General features: G+C 64.8%; 9 protein-coding genes and 1 tRNA gene. All 10 read right to left on the reverse strand.

Annotation, left to right across the window (positions count from 1 at the left end; genetic code table 11):
• Positions 1 to 106: 106 nt before the first annotated feature.
• Positions 107 to 182, reverse strand: a tRNA-Phe gene (locus ACK59X_RS34030).
• Positions 183 to 239: 57 nt separating this feature from the next.
• The gene (locus ACK59X_RS34035; RefSeq protein ID WP_409963836.1) at positions 240 to 923 is read right to left on the reverse strand and encodes a response regulator; all 684 of its coding nucleotides are present in this window, start codon (positions 921 to 923) and stop codon (positions 240 to 242) included.
• Between the two features lie 40 nt (positions 924 to 963).
• Positions 964 to 3,255, reverse strand: a complete 2,292-nt coding sequence (locus tag ACK59X_RS34040; RefSeq protein ID WP_409963838.1) for an ATP-binding protein — start codon at positions 3,253 to 3,255, stop codon at positions 964 to 966.
• The gene (locus ACK59X_RS34045) at positions 3,252 to 3,827 is read right to left on the reverse strand and encodes a DUF4390 domain-containing protein (protein WP_409963840.1); all 576 of its coding nucleotides are present in this window, start codon (positions 3,825 to 3,827) and stop codon (positions 3,252 to 3,254) included. The genes ACK59X_RS34040 and ACK59X_RS34045 overlap by 4 nt, the downstream gene beginning before the upstream one ends.
• 40 nt (positions 3,828 to 3,867) lie before the next feature.
• Positions 3,868 to 5,307, reverse strand: a complete 1,440-nt coding sequence (rsmB, locus tag ACK59X_RS34050; protein WP_409963842.1) for a 16S rRNA (cytosine(967)-C(5))-methyltransferase RsmB — start codon at positions 5,305 to 5,307, stop codon at positions 3,868 to 3,870.
• A 66-nt stretch (positions 5,308 to 5,373) separates the two neighbouring features.
• A complete protein-coding gene (locus tag ACK59X_RS34055; protein WP_409963844.1) occupies positions 5,374 to 5,967 on the reverse strand; it encodes a LemA family protein in 594 nt (197 codons plus the stop codon).
• 219 nt (positions 5,968 to 6,186) lie between these two features.
• Positions 6,187 to 10,431, reverse strand: a complete 4,245-nt coding sequence (rpoC, locus tag ACK59X_RS34060; RefSeq protein ID WP_409963846.1) for a DNA-directed RNA polymerase subunit beta' — start codon at positions 10,429 to 10,431, stop codon at positions 6,187 to 6,189.
• Positions 10,432 to 10,452: 21 nt separating this feature from the next.
• Complete coding sequence (gene rpoB / locus ACK59X_RS34065; protein WP_409963848.1) at positions 10,453 to 14,565, reverse strand: DNA-directed RNA polymerase subunit beta; 4,113 nt, start codon at positions 14,563 to 14,565, stop codon at positions 10,453 to 10,455.
• Positions 14,566 to 14,831: 266 nt separating this feature from the next.
• On the reverse strand, positions 14,832 to 15,209 hold the full coding sequence (gene rplL, locus ACK59X_RS34070) for a 50S ribosomal protein L7/L12 (protein ID WP_409963850.1): 378 nt from the start codon (positions 15,207 to 15,209) through the stop codon (positions 14,832 to 14,834).
• Between the two features lie 40 nt (positions 15,210 to 15,249).
• On the reverse strand, positions 15,250 to 15,732 hold a 483-nt coding region (gene rplJ, locus ACK59X_RS34075), incomplete at its 5' end, for a 50S ribosomal protein L10 (RefSeq protein ID WP_409963852.1).

Raw genomic sequence — 15,732 nt, forward strand, 5'->3', positions numbered from 1 at the left:
ACAACGGCGGTGCGCATGATGCGCCTAGGGCTACCGCATATTCCCAGGGTGGGAATAAAACGAAAAAGCCGCTACAACTTTAGGAGCTGTAGCGGCTTTTCTAACTTGGTGGCCTGGGGCGGAATCGAACCACCGACACAAGGATTTTCAATCCTCTGCTCTACCGACTGAGCTACCGGGCCTGAGCCTCAAATTATAGCCAGACAATTGGCCTCAAAAAGATTACGGATCAATTTTTTTCAGGCACGCTTGCCGCGGCCCAGGTCGACGCCGAGTTGGCGCAGCTTGCGGTACAGGTGCGTGCGCTCCAGGCCGGTCTTTTCGGCCACGCGGGTCATGGAGCCGCCTTCACGCGCGAGGTGGAATTCGAAATAGGCTTTCTCGAAGCCGTCGCGGGCTTCGCGCAGCGGGCGGTCCAGATCGAAGCCCTGGTGCGAATGCGGGCCGGCTTCCGCGCCGGACAGGGCCGTGATCACAGGCACCTGGGTGAAAGGTGCATCGGCCGGTGCGGCGGCCGGGGCCTGCTGCACGGCAGCCGCCGGGGCTGCATGGTGGGCGGCATTGCGCGCCAGGCCCTGCTCCACCGCCTTGAGCAGCTTCTGCAGGGTGATGGGCTTTTCGAGGAAGGAGAAGGCGCCGATGCGGGTGGCCTCGACCGCCGTGTCGATGGTGGCGTGGCCACTCATCATGATCACGGGCATGGTCAGCACACCGCCGGTGGCCCATTCCTTGAGCAGCGACACACCATCGGTGTCAGGCATCCAGATGTCCAGCAGCACCAGGTCATAGCTGCTGCCGGCACGCGCCGCACGGGCCTGCGTCGCGTTTTCTGCGAGGTCCACGCTGTGGCCTTCGTCGTTCAGGATTTCGGACAGCAGGTCGCGAATGCCGAGCTCATCGTCGACCACCAGAATGTTTGCCATGTGTGTGAAAGCGCCTTGGGAGGTACTGCGGGGCGTGTTGTTATGCCGCCACCGCTGGTTCAGTGGCGAATGATAACGACACTTGGGCGCCCCGCACCACGCCATCTTCGACCCGGTTGGACAGGTCGATGCGGGCTCCGTGCTCGTCTGCGATCTTTTTGACCACCGCCAGACCCAGGCCGGTGCCACGCGGCTTGGTCGTGACATAGGGTTCGAACGCGCGCTGCAGGATGTGCGCGGGAAAGCCGCTTCCGCTGTCCGACACCGTGAGCCGCACGCGGCCGGAGGACTCGCTCCAGCGCGTCGTGATGCGCACGGGCGGCAGGTTTTCTGCACCCGCTGCGCGCGCCTGTTCGGTCGCGTCCTGCGCGTTCTGCAGCAGGTTGTGCACGACCTGGCGCAACTGCTGCGCATCGCCCGCGATCACCGGGCAACGCGCGTCCAGCTCAGCTTTCACGGGGACGGTGGCGTTTTCCTCGCCATACAGATGGAGCACATCGGTCACCAGTGCATTGATGTCTAGCGCGTGCAGTTCGGCGGCTGGAAGGCGTGCGTAATCGCGGAACTCGTTGACCAGGCGCTTCATCGCATCGACCTGCTCGACGATGGTCTTGACCGACTTGGCCAGCACGGCCTGCTCGGTGGCTGCGACCTTGCCGGTGAGCTTCATTTCGAGCCGCTCGGCCGACAGCTGAATGGGTGTGAGGGGGTTCTTGATTTCGTGCGCAAGGCGCCTTGCAACCTCGCCCCAGGCCTGCGCACGCTGGGCCGAAACGATTTCAGAAATGTCGTCAAAAACCAACAGTCGGGTCGAATCCGGCAGTTCCGCACCCCGCGCGATGATGCTGGTGGCGTGCTGCCCTGCCCCGGCGAGCGAGGCATGCAGTTCGAACGGGTGCTGCCAGTGGTCCAGCCCGTGGTGGTCGCGCTCGCCCAGGAAGGCGGCAAACTGCTTTTGCACGGCTGCGGCAAAATCCGCCAGACCCGGCACCTCGGCCAGCGCCTGCCCCTCGTAGGCGGCCATGGGGGCGCGCAGGATGCGCGTGGCGCCCGGGTTGGACGAGCGGATGGTGCCCGCACCGTCGAGCACCATCACCCCGGCGGTGAGGTTGTCCAGAATCGTCTGCAGGTTGGCGCGCGCCGCATCCACCTCGCTCATGCTCTGCTCGACGGCGCCCCGGGCGTCGGCCAGCTGCTGGGTCATGAGCGCGAACGAGCGGGTCAGGCCACCGAGCTCGTCCTTGCCCTGCAGGGCGGCCTTGGGGCTCAGGTTGCCGGCGGCCACCTCGCGAACCCCTTCGGCCAGCACCAGCAGCGGCCGCACCAGTTGGTTGCCCAGCAGCACGGCCAGCAGCACGGCGCCGAAAACGGCCAGGAACAGGCTCAGCGTGAGCGTGCCCACGTACATGCGCCGCAGGCCGCCACGCGCCAGGGCGCGCTCCTGGTACTCGCGGTTGGCCTCCTGCACGGCGATGGCGTTCTCCACCAGGGCGGGCGGCAGCATCAGCGTGGCTTGCAGGTAGCGCGGCTCGGCCAGCAGGCCCACCGTGGGGCTGCTCACCAGGGCGATGATCTTCACGCGCGCGTTCTGCACAGCGGCCGGGTCGGCAATGTCGTCCAGCCCCTCGATCTGGGTCAGCGCCCGTTGCTGGCGCACGGTGCGCAGCAAGGGCACGCCGGGGCGCTCGGGATTCAGGCTGAAGCGGGACTGGCCGGCGCTGGCCACGGCCTGCCCGGCGCTGTTCCACAGGATGACGTCGGTGGCGCCGAGCTGGTCGCGGATGCGCTCGAGCACCACGCCGGCAGAGGCGTCGGGGATCTGTGCCACCTGGGCGCTGGCCGAGCGCGTCTTGGACGCCATGTCGGTCGCCAGGGCGTCGAGCGAGACGCGCGCGAGGTTCACCCCGGCGGACAGCGCGCCTTCCACCTTCACGTCGAACCAGCTCTCGATGGAGCGGGTCACGAACTGGTAGGACACCACATAGATCAGCAGGCCTGGCACCAGGCCGACCAGCGCAAAGATGGCCGCCAGCTTGACCAGCAGGCGGCTGCCGAAGCGGCCCCGCCGCAGCCGCAGCCACAGGCGCACCGCCACCCAACCCAGCACGGCGAGCAGCAGCAGGGCCACGAGCACGTTCACGCCGAACAGCCAGGCATAGTTGCGCTCGTAGAGCGCCCGGTTGTTGGTGGCCAGCGTCAGCAGAAACAGCAGCACCAGCCCGATGGCGGACATGATGGCCGCCCCCACGCCCACCGCCCAGCGCACGGCGCGGGACTGGCGGGCCGCCAGTTGGGACGAGGCCGACGCGGGCGGCGTGGGCCCGGGGCTCACTTGGAGCCTTCCGGCAAGGCGATGCGCCCTGAGCGCGAGACGAGCAGATTCCAGCCGGAGCGGCCCACGGCGCCTATCTGGAACGGCCGGGGCAGTTGCGACATGTCCAGCCTGAAACGAAACTGTATCGTATGGCCGGCATCGGCATCGATCGCAGATGCTTCTGCAATCTTCCAGCGCGAAATGCGCTGCATTGCCGACAGCGCATCTTCCAGATCGTCGAAATTCTGGCCCAGCGCCACCCCCAGGCCGGTGTTGGTGATGGGGGAGGCCGAGGTGCTCAGGCGCCAGCGCCGGGTCAGGGGCTGGTAGCTCAGTCGCAGGTAGCGCGTGGCCTCGGCCACAAGGCGGTCGGACCAGTACCAGCGGTCGCGCATGACCTGCGCTTCCATCACGAAGTACATGGGGATGCCCTTGCGCAGGGCATCTTCGGCGAGCTCGGGCAGGTCGAACTCCAGGCTGGTGCTCAGGTAGATCCCATCGTCCAGGCGCTGCAGGCGCAACTCGGCCACTTCACCGCGGTTGGCCTCCGCCCGGACGGGCAGTGGCCCTATCAACAAGGTGATCAGCATCAAAAGCGCACCAATCCACACCCAACGAGCTGTGAGGCGCTCAGTCGGCCGATTTTTGCAACAGTGCGTAAAAAAATCCGTCGTGATCACCGAATCGATTGTCCGGGACAGCCCCGTCCTTGTCCGCTGCGCGGGGGATTAAATGCCCGGGCGAGGGGAGCAAATGTGCATCGGTGTTGTGTGCAAGAAACGTTTGCACCTGCGCATCCCCCTCCGCACGGAAGACGGAGCAGGTGCAGTACAGCATCCGCCCGCCGGGTGCGAGCAGTGGCCACAGGGTCGCCAGCAGTTGCTTTTGCAGCGCTGCCAGCTGGGCGATGTCGGTCTCGCGGCGCAGCCAGCGCACGTCCGGGTGGCGGCGCACGATGCCCGAGGCGGTGCACGGTGCATCGAGCAAAATGGCATCGAACAAAGCGCCGCTACTGGCCGCTCGCAGCCAGGTCTCGGGCTGGGCCGCGTCCGCCACCAGCACCTGGGCGGCCAGGCGCAGGCGGGAGAGGGTCTGGTGGATGCGCTCGGCGCGCGTGGCGTCGATCTCCAGGGCCGTGACCTGCAGGGGAGCGCCCTCACCGGCCATCTCCAGCAGGTGGGCGGTCTTGCCACCGGGGGCGGCGCAGGCGTCCAGCACACGCAGTCTGCGCGTGCGGTCCATGCCGTCCAGCAGCAGCGGGGCCGCCTGCTGCGCCGCCATGTCCTGCACCGACACCCGGCCCTCTGCAAAACCCGGCAGCGCCTGCACCGGCAGCGGCCGGTGCAGCACCAGGCCGTCGGCGCCGGCCGGGTCGGCAGCGGCCCCCATGTCGGCCAGTTCCTGCAAGTACCGGGCCTGGCTGCCCTGCAGCCGGTTCACGCGCAGCGCCATCGGGGCGTGGGTGTTGTTGGCGTGCAGTATCTGCTCCCAGTGCTGGGGGTGGTCCTTCTGCAGGCGCTTGATCCACCACAATGGATGGTTCCAGCGGGCTACGGGATCGGCGTCGGTGGCCGCCACCAGCGCATCGTTTTCACGCAGGAAGCGCCGCAGGCAGGCATTGATGAACGAGGCCTGGGCGCGCGTGGCCGGGTGCCGCTTGGCTGCCTCCACCGCCTGGTTGACGAGGGTGAAGGGCTCGTAGGGCGCATCTTCAGCGCGCCAGCACAAGGCCAGCGCAGTGCACAGCAGGGCATCCGCATCGGGCGGCGGTGGCCGCCGGGCCAGTTGGCGCCGCAGGGCTTCGGCACGCCCCAGATTGCGCAGCACCTGGAACAACAAGGCCTGCACACCCGGGCGCAGCGCAGCGCCCACCGCATCCAGCGCCGCCGTGCCCGAGGCACCGCCGCGGATCGCCTGGAGCACGCCAGCCACCGCGATCAGCTGCTGCCACAGCGCCACCTGCGGTGCCTTGTCGCCCGTCCGGCCGGTGTTGTCCGCCGGCACGGTACTGCGATCAAGGGCGGGGCGGTGCCCTGTGGTCGAGGCGGGTTGGGGTCGGGCTGGTTTCATGGGAAAGCTTGGGGCGCCCGCGCACAGGCGCAGGATCGAAAAGTAACGGGGGCCGGGGCACGGGGCTCACAGCCCCTTGGCCGCCTTGAAGCCAAACACCCAGGCGAGCAGGCGGGCCGGAAACTGGTGGATGGCGGCATCGTGCTGCTCGGCGGCGTGGTTGATCACCTGCACGGCCAGATCGATCTGCGCGTGGTGCTCTTCCCAGCGGATGGACCAGGGCGCCAGCATTTCCCGGGCACCCGGACCATCGGCCTCGGTCACCACGCTGCGCCAGGTGACATCGAGCACGCTGCGCGCCGCGGTGAGTGCGGCCAGCGCATCGCGCTGCAGCGGCTGCGAGCGCGCCACGGCCAGCGATGCGCCCATCTGCGTGGTGGCGCCGCGCAAGGCCGCCACCTTGGCAGGGTCCAGCACCGGGCCCTGCGGCTGCGGCACATGGTCCGCAGTGCCGCCCGGCACGGCGGGGTCCGAGATGTGGCGGTGGCCCTGGACGGCATCGAATTCACCGAGCAATGCCATCAGGCGCACGAGGTGGGCGTCTACCGCGCCAAAGGCCTGGACCACGGAGGAGCGCAACCGTGTCAGGCGGTTGTAGGCCCCCAGGGCCCAGAACAGCAGGATGGCGACAAGAATCCAGAGAAGAGGCGATGACCACATACACATTGCCTTGGGCGTGCGTTGCTGGAGCAGCCCCTGGCCGAGATAGAGAAAACAACAAGAAACCGTCAGAGCATTCCAGTGCCCCAATAAAAACGCCCCCGGCCTGTCCAAGGACAGGGCGAGAGCGTTTCAGGGCCCGGGGTTGCGCCGAACCAGGTCCCCATGCGCCGCGCTGTGCATCGCTGGGGCCTGGTCCGGTGCAGCCAAGGCGCTGGCTCAGTCTGCGGAAGCGTCCGTGGCGGTGCTGGTCGTGCTGCCTTCGACTTCCGCGGCATCGTCCGTCGACGAGGCAGCCATTTCAGCGGCTTCGGCTTCGGCGATGGCGCGGCGCTCGGCGTCGTCCATGGCGTCCTTGGCCTTGCGCGCCTGGTGGTAAGCCATGCCGGTACCGGCAGGGATCAGGCGACCCACGATGACGTTTTCCTTCAGGCCACGCAGCTCGTCGCGCTTGCCCATGATGGCAGCCTCGGTGAGCACGCGGGTGGTTTCCTGGAAGGAAGCCGCCGAGATGAACGAGTCGGTCGACAGCGATGCCTTCGTGATACCCAGCAGCAGGTTGCTGTAGGTCGCAGGGATCTTGCCTTCGGACTGCAGTGCGTCGTTGGTGTTGAGGATCTCGGAACGCTCGACCTGCTCGCCACCGATGTAGTTCGACTCGCCGACGTTCTCGACCACGACGCGGCGCAGCATCTGGCGAACGATCACCTCGATGTGCTTGTCGTTGATCTTCACGCCCTGCAAGCGGTACACGTCCTGCACTTCATCGACGATGTAGCGCGACAGTTCCTCGATGCCCAGCAGGCGCAGGATGTCCTGCGGATCGGCCGGGCCGTCGACGATGGACTCGCCCTTGTTCACCACCTGGCCTTCGTGCACCAGGATGTTCTTTTCCTTGGGCACGAGCTCTTCGAACACGTGGCCTTCGGGGTCGGTGATCTGCAGGCGGACCTTGCCCTTGGTTTCCTTGCCGAACGACACGGTACCGGTCATCTCGGCCAGCGTGCCCTTGTCCTTCGGGGTACGGGCTTCGAACAGCTCGGCCACGCGGGGCAGCCCGCCGGTGATGTCTCGGGTCTTCTGGCCTTCGACAGGAATACGCGCCAGCACTTCGCCGGGACCCACGTCCTGGCCGTCACGCACCTGGATGAGCGAACCGATCTGGAAGCCGATGGTCACCGAGTGGTCGGTACCAGGGATCTTCACTTCGTTGTTCTGCGCATCGATCAGCTTGACCTGCGGACGCACGACCTTGGCAGCGCCGCGGCGCTTGGGGTCGATCACCACCAGGGTGGACAGGCCGGTCACTTCGTCCAGCTGCTTGGCAACCGTGAGGCCTTCCTCGACGTTCTCGAACTTCACCTGTCCGGCGAACTCGGTAATGATCGGGCGGGTCAGCGGGTCCCAGTTGGCCAGGATGGTACCGGCCTTGATGGACTGGTCGGCCTTCACCGTCAGCAGGGCACCGTACGGCACCTTGTGGCGCTCGCGCTCGCGGCCATGCTCGTCATGGATGATGATCTCACCCGAACGCGCAATCACCACCAGCTCGCCCTTGGTGTTGCTCACGTAGCGCATCGTGGCGTTGAAGCCGATCACGCCGTTGGACTTGGCTTCCACGCTCGATGCGATGGCAGCGCGCGATGCGGCACCACCGATGTGGAAGGTACGCATGGTCAGCTGCGTGCCGGGTTCACCGATGGACTGGGCAGCGATCACACCCACGGCTTCGCCGAGGTTGATCAGGCCGCCGCGGCCCAGGTCGCGGCCGTAGCACTTGGCGCACAGGCCATAGCGGGTTTCGCAGGTCAGTGCGGTGCGCACCTTCACTTCGTCCACGCCGGCGGCTTCGATTTCCTCGATCAGGTCTTCTTCCAGCATCACGCCGGCAGGCACCAGCACCTTGCGGGTTTCGGGGTGCAGCACGTCTTCGGCAGCGGTGCGGCCCAGGATACGGTCGCGCAGCGATTCGATCACTTCACCGCCTTCGACGATGGCGCGCATCAGCGAGCCATTGGCGGTGTTGCAATCCTCTTCGGTCACGACCAGGTCCTGCGTCACGTCCACCAGGCGGCGCGTCAGGTAGCCGGAGTTGGCCGTCTTCAGCGCCGTGTCGGCCAGACCCTTACGGGCACCGTGGGTGGAGATGAAGTACTCCAGCACGTTCAGGCCTTCGCGGAAGTTCGCGGTGATGGGCGTCTCGATGATCGAGCCGTCCGGCTTGGCCATCAGGCCGCGCATGCCGGCCACCTGGCGGATCTGGGCGGCGGAGCCGCGGGCACCGGAGTCGGCCATCATGTAGATGGAGTTAAAGGACTCCTGGTCCACTTCCTTGCCGTGGCGGTCCGTGACCTTCTGCTTGGACAGCTGGGCCATCATCACCTTGGACACTTCGTCGCCGGCCTTGCCCCAGATGTCCACCACCTTGTTGTAGCGCTCGCCCGAGGTCACCAGACCCGAGACGTACTGCTGCTCGATCTCCTTCACTTCCTTCTCGGAGCGCTCGATGATGCCGGCCTTTTGCGGCGGCACCAGCATGTCGTCGATGCAGATGGAGATGCCGGCGCGCGTGGCCAGGCGGAAACCGTTTTGCAGCAGCTTGTCGGCGAACACCACCGTTTCCTTGAGACCGCACTTGCGGAAGGAGACGTTGATGAGCTTGGAGATTTCCTTCTTCTTGAGCGCCTTGTTGATGTTCGAGAAGGGAAGGCCCTTGGGCAGGATTTCGGACAGCAGCGCACGGCCCGTGGTGGTTTCCACCATCTTGGTCTCGGGCACGAACTCGCCGGTTTCCTTGTTCTTGGTCCACTCGGTCAGACGCACGTTGATGCGCGTGGCCAGCTCAACCTCGCCCGCGTCGAATGCGCGCTGCACTTCGCCGGTGTCGGCGAAGATCAGGCCTTCGCCCTTGCCGTTGATGCGGTCGCGGGTGGCGTAGTACAGGCCCAGCACCACGTCCTGCGAAGGAACGATGGAGGGTTCGCCCGAGGCGGGGAACAGCACGTTGTTGGAGGCCAGCATCAGCGTGCGGGCTTCCATCTGCGCTTCCACCGACAGCGGGACGTGGACGGCCATCTGGTCACCGTCGAAGTCGGCGTTGAAGGCCGCGCAGACGAGGGGGTGCAACTGGATGGCTTTGCCTTCGATCAGGATGGGCTCGAACGCCTGGATGCCCAGGCGGTGCAGCGTAGGTGCACGGTTGAGCATCACCGGGTGTTCCTTGATGACCTCTTCCAGGATGTCCCATACCACCGGCGTGCCGGATTCGACTTCCTTCTTGGCAGCCTTGATCGTCGTCGCGATGCCCATGGCTTCCAGGCGCGAGAAGATGAAGGGCTTGAACAGCTCCAGGGCCATCAGCTTGGGCAGGCCGCACTGGTGCAGCTTGAGCGTAGGGCCCACGGTGATCACGGAACGACCGGAGTAGTCCACGCGCTTGCCCAGCAGGTTCTGGCGGAAACGGCCGGACTTGCCCTTGATCATGTCGGCCAGCGACTTCAGGGCACGCTTGTTGGCGCCCGTCATGGCCTTGCCACGGCGGCCGTTGTCCAGCAGCGAGTCCACGGCTTCCTGCAGCATCCGCTTTTCGTTGCGGGCGATGATTTCAGGGGCCTTGAGCTCCAGCAGGCGGCGCAGACGCGAGTTGCGGTTGATGACGCGGCGGTACAGGTCGTTCAGGTCGGAGGTCGCGAAGCGGCCGCCGTCCAGCGGCACCAGCGGACGCAGGTCCGGTGGCAGCACGGGCAGCACTTCCAGCACCATCCACTCGGGCTTGATGCCCGACTTCTTGAACGCTTCCAGCACCTTCAGGCGCTTGGCGTTCTTCTTGACCTTGACTTCGGAGCCGGTCAGGTCGCCGCGCAGGCGTTCGATCGACAGGTCGATGTCGATGGATTCCAGCAGGTCCTTGATGCCTTCGGCGCCCATCTTGGCGATGAACTCATCGCCGTATTCCTTGCGCTTGGCGTCGTAGTCGTCCTCGGACATGATGCTGAACTTCTTCAGCGGGGTCATGCCGGGGTCGGTCACCACGTAGGCTTCGAAGTACAGCACGCGTTCGATGTCGCGCAGCGTCATGTCCAGCACCAGGCCCAGGCGCGAAGGCAGGGACTTCAGGAACCAGATGTGGGCGCAGGGCGCAGCCAGGTCGATGTGGCCCATGCGCTCGCGGCGCACCTTGGTCTGCGTGACTTCAACGCCGCACTTCTCGCAGATCACGCCGCGGTGCTTGAGGCGCTTGTACTTGCCGCACAGGCATTCGTAATCCTTGATGGGACCGAAGATCTTGGCGCAGAACAGGCCGTCGCGCTCGGGCTTGAACGTGCGGTAGTTGATGGTTTCGGGCTTCTTCACTTCGCCGAAAGACCACGAACGGATCTTCTCGGGCGAAGCCATGCCGATGCGGATGGCATCGAAGTGCTCATCCGGCGTGAATTGCTTGAACAGGTCGAGTAGCGATTTCATAGTGACTCTTTCCTTTTCCGCTTAGGAGCGTTCCAGCTCGATGTCCAGGCCCAGCGAACGGATTTCCTTGACCAGCACATTGAACGATTCCGGCATGCCGGCTTCGATCGCGTGTTCGCCCTTGACGATGGACTCGTACACCTTGGTACGACCGACCACGTCGTCGGACTTGACCGTGAGCATTTCCTGCAGCACGTAGGCGGCACCGTAGGCTTCCAGTGCCCACACTTCCATTTCCCCGAAACGCTGGCCACCGAACTGGGCCTTGCCGCCCAGCGGCTGCTGCGTGACCAGGGAGTCCGGACCCGTGGAACGGGCGTGCCTCTTGTCGTCCACCCGATGGTGCAGCTTCAGGTAGTGCATGTAGCCGATGGTGGTGGGGCGCTCGAAGCGGTCACCGGTGCGGCCATCGTGCAGATAGGCCTGCGTGCGCGTGGGCGTCAAGCCCTTGCGCGCGGCCAGGTCGTCCGGATACGCCAGCTTGAGCATGTCCATGATTTCTTCTTCCGAAGCACCATCAAACACGGGGGTCGCGTAGGGCACACCGGCCGTCAGGTGCTGCGCCATGGACAGCAGGTCGTCGTCGGTCAGCTGCGACAGGTCTTCCTTGCGGCCGCGCGAGTTGTAGACCTCTTCGAAGAAGGCACGCAGCTCGCTCGCCTTGGCTTCCTGCTGTAGCATGTCGCCGATGCGCTGGCCAATGCCCTTGCCGGCCCAGCCCAGGTGGACTTCGAGCACCTGACCGATGTTCATCCGCGAGGGCACGCCCAGCGGGTTCAGCACGATGTCGGCAGGGGTGCCGTCGGCCATGTAGGGCATGTCTTCGACCGGAACGATCTTGGACACCACACCCTTGTTGCCGTGGCGGCCGGCCATCTTGTCACCAGGCTGCAGGCGGCGCTTGACGGCCAGGTAGACCTTGACCATCTTGAGCACGCCAGCCGGCAGCTCGTCGCCTTGCGTGAGCTTCTTGCGCTTTTCTTCGAAAGCCAGGTCGAAGCTGTGGCGCGTCTGCTCCAGGGCGTTCTTGATGGATTCGAGCTGGGTGGCGACTTCGTCTTCCGCAGGGCGGATGTCGAACCAGTGGAACTTCTCCACCGAAGCCAGGTAGGCCTTGTCGATCTTCGTGCCCTTGGCCAGCTTCTGCGGGCCGCCGTTGGCCACGCGGCCGTTGAGCAGCTTCTCGATACGGTCGAAGGCGTCGGCCTCGACGATGCGCAACTGGTCGTTCAGGTCCAGGCGGAAGCGCTTGAGCTCGTCGTCGATGATCTGCTGTGCGCGCTTGTCGCGCTGGATGCCTTCACGGGTGAACACCTGCACGTCGATCACGGTGCCTTGCGAGCCCTGGTCCACGCGCAGCGAGGTGTCCTTCACGTCGGAAGCCTTCTCGCCGAAGATGGCGCGCAGGAGCTTCTCTTCGGGCGTGAGGGTGGTCTCGCCCTTGGGAGTGACCTTGCCGACCAGCGTGTCGCCGGGCTGCACTTCGGCGCCCACGTAGATGATGCCGGACTCGTCCAGGCGGTTCAGTTGCTGCTCGGACAGGTTCGGGATGTCGCGCGTGATTTCTTCCGCGCCCAGCTTGGTGTCGCGGGCCATGACCACCAGTTCCTCGATGTGGATCGAGGTGTAGCGGTCTTCGGCCACCACGCGTTCGGAGATCAGGATCGAGTCTTCGAAGTTGTAGCCGTTCCAGGGCATGAAGGCGATCAGCATGTTCTGGCCGATGGCGATTTCGCCGAAGTCCGTCGATGCGCCGTCGGCAATCACGTCACCCTTGACCAGCATGTCGCCCTTCTTGACGATGGGGCGCTGGTGGATGTTGGTGTTCTGGTTGGAACGCTGGTACTTGATGAGGTTGTAGATGTCCACGCCCACTTCACCGGCAACGGCTTCGGCGTCGTTCACGCGCACCACGATGCGGGTCGCGTCCACGTAGTCCACCACACCGCCACGGTTGGCCGTGACCACGGTGCCGGAGTCGACAGCCGCCACGCGCTCGATACCCGTGCCCACCAGGGGCTTCTCGGGACGCAGCACAGGCACGGCCTGGCGCGACATGTTGGCGCCCATCAGCGCGCGGTTCGCATCGTCGTGCTCCAGGAACGGAACCAGCGAGGCAGCGACCGACACGATCTGCGCGGGCGACACGTCCATGTACTGAACGCGGTCGGCGCCGCACAGGATGGATTCACCCTTTTCACGGGCCGACACCAGGTCGCCCGAGAGGCGGCCATCCTTGTCGAGCACGGCGTTGGCCTGCGCGATCACGTACTTGCCTTCTTCGATGGCCGACAGGTAGTCGATCTCGTTCGTGACCTTGCCATCCACCACACGACGGTACGGGGTTTCGATGAAACCGTACTCGTTGAGGCGGGCGTACAGGGCCAGCGAGTTGATCAGGCCGATGTTCGGACCTTCAGGCGTTTCGATAGGGCAGACGCGGCCGTAGTGGGTCACGTGCACGTCGCGCACTTCGAAGCCTGCGCGTTCGCGGGTCAGACCGCCCGGGCCCAGTGCGGAAACACGGCGCTTGTGCGTGATTTCTGCCAGCGGGTTGGTCTGGTCCATGAACTGCGACAGCTGCGAGGCGCCGAAGAATTCCTTCAGCGCGGCCGAGATGGGCTTGCTGTTGATCAGATCGTGGGGCATCAGCGGCTCTTGCTCGGCCTGGCCCAGACGCTCCTTCACGGCCTTCTCGATACGTGCCAGGCCGGTGCGGTACTGGTTTTCGGCCAGTTCGCCCACGCAGCGCACGCGGCGGTTGCCCAGGTGATCGATGTCATCGACTTCGCCGTTGCCGTTGCGCAGGTCCACCAGGATCTTGACCACGGCCAGGATGTCCTCGTTGGACAGCACCATGGGGCCGGTGGATTCGTCGCGGCCGATCTTGGCGTTGAACTTCATGCGGCCCACGCGCGACAGGTCGTACGTGTCGGGGTTGTAGAACAGGCGCTGGAACAGGGCCTGCACGGCGTCTTCCGTTGGCGGCTCGCCGGGGCGCATCATGCGGTAGATGGCCACGCGCGCAGCGAACTCGTCCACCGTCTCGTCGATGCGCAGGGTCTGCGACATGTACGCGCCCTGGTCGAGTTCGTTGGTGTAGATGCACTGCACGTCCTGGATGCCGGCCACGCGCAGCTTCTTGAGCAGCGTCTCGGTCAGCTCGTCGTTGGCCTTTGCGATGATTTCGCCGGTGTCCGTGTCGACGATGTTGCGGGCCACCACGCGGCCGATCAGGAAGTCTTCGGGCACGCTGATGTGCGTGGTGCCGGACTGCTCCAGTTCACGGGTGTGGCGCGCGGTGACGCGCTTGTCCTTGGCAACCACGACCTTGCCCGACTTGTCGGTGATGTCGAAACGCGCCACTTCGCCACGCAGGCGCTCGGGCACGAACTCCATCTGCGCACCGCTGTCCATGATGCGGAAGTTGTCGTTCACGAAGAAGTTCGCGAGGATGGACTCGGGGTTCAGGCCGATGGCCTTGAGCAGGATCGTGACCGGCATCTTGCGGCGACGGTCCACGCGGAAGTACAGGATGTCCTTCGGGTCGAATTCGAAGTCCAGCCAGGAACCGCGGTAGGGGATGATGCGTGCGGAGAACAGCAGCTTGCCCGAGCTGTGGGTCTTGCCCTTATCGTGCTCGAAGAACACGCCTGGCGAGCGGTGCAGCTGCGAAACGATCACGCGTTCCGTGCCGTTGATGATGAAGGAGCCCTTTTCGGTCATCAGGGGCACTTCGCCCATGTAGACCTCTTGCTCCTTCACTTCCTTGACCACCTTGGACTGCGAGGTCGAAGACTCGCGGTCATAGATGATCAGCTGCACCTTGGCGCGCACGGCCGAGGCGAAGGTCAGGCCACGGGTCTGGCACTCGCGCACGTCGAAAGCCGGCTTGGCCAGGTTGTACTCGATGAACTTCATCTCCACAAAACCGTTGTGGGAGACGATAGGGAAGGCCGCGTCAAAGGCGGCTTGCAGCCCTTCAATGGTCCGTTTCTGGGGTGCTTTGTCAGCCTGCAGGAAAGCGGTGTATGCGTCCTTCTGCATCTGCAGCAGATAAGGGACTTCCAGCACGCTGTCGCGGCTGCCGAAACTTTTGCGGATTCGCTTGCGTTCGGTATAGGAATAGGCCATGAGATCTCCGGGCAAAGACATGAGTCCTGGGTCTTCGACGACTGACCCGCAAAGGCTCTCCTCCTTGCGGGCTTGGCGGTTGGCCACTACCAACCATGGCGGACGGCGATGCGTTGCACATCACCCGAACCAAGGCATCTTCTGCTGTCGGGGTTGTCAGAAGACACTCGAAAGCCCGCTTTGGCACAGCGGCTTTCGGGTGCGCTCTGAAAGCGCCAAAGGCTGGAGGCCCGCGAGGAGCACTCCAGCCCTTGCAAGGGACCGAATTACTTCAGTTCAGCCTTGGCGCCAGCTTCCACCAGCTTCTTGACTGCTGCTTCGGCGTCGGCCTTGGCAATAGCTTCCTTGACGTTCTTTGGAGCGCCGTCCACCAGGTCCTTGGCTTCCTTGAGGCCCAGGCCGGTGATTTCGCGCACTGCCTTGATGACGGACACCTTGTTGGCGCCGGCTTCGACCAGAACCACGTTGAATTCCGTTTTCTCTTCTGCAGCTGCAGCAGCACCGCCGCCGCCGCCGGCAGCGGGTGCAGCCATGGCTGCAGCGCTCACGCCAAACTTCTCGTCAATGGCCTTCACCAGGTCATTGAGTTCCAGAACCGTCATGCTGTCCAGCGCGGTCAAACATGCGTCTTTATCGAATGCCATTTTGATTTCCTAACAATTGTGTTGGTTGACTGCCCGGCTATCAAGCCGCTGCAGGTTCGGCGGCCACAGGGGCTGCGCCTTCGCCTTTTTTCGCCGCCAGTGCGCCCAGCACAACGGCCGTACGCGACATGGGGGACATAAGCAAGCCACAAATCTGGGCCAGCAGCACTTCCTTGGAAGGAATGTTGGCCAGTTGCTTAACGCCGTTGACATCCAGGGCCTTGCCACCGAAAGCGCCACCGCGAATCACCAGCTTGTCGTTGGTCTTCGCGAAATCGGCCACCACCTTGGCGGCGGCCACAGCGTCTTCGGAGAAGCCGTAGATCAGCGGACCGGTCATCTGGTCGGCCACCACGTCAAATGCGCTGCCAGCCACAGCACGGCGGGCCAGGGTGTTCTTCAGAACACTCAGGCTCACGCCCTTGCTGCGGGCATCAACACGCAGTTTGGTCATGTCGGCGACCGTGATGCCGCGGTATTCCGCGATCACAAGCGTTTGAGCTTTTGCGGCGAGGCTGGTCAC

Source organism: Acidovorax sp. (assembly GCF_046339755.1).
Lineage (GTDB): Bacteria > Pseudomonadota > Gammaproteobacteria > Burkholderiales > Burkholderiaceae_C > Acidovorax.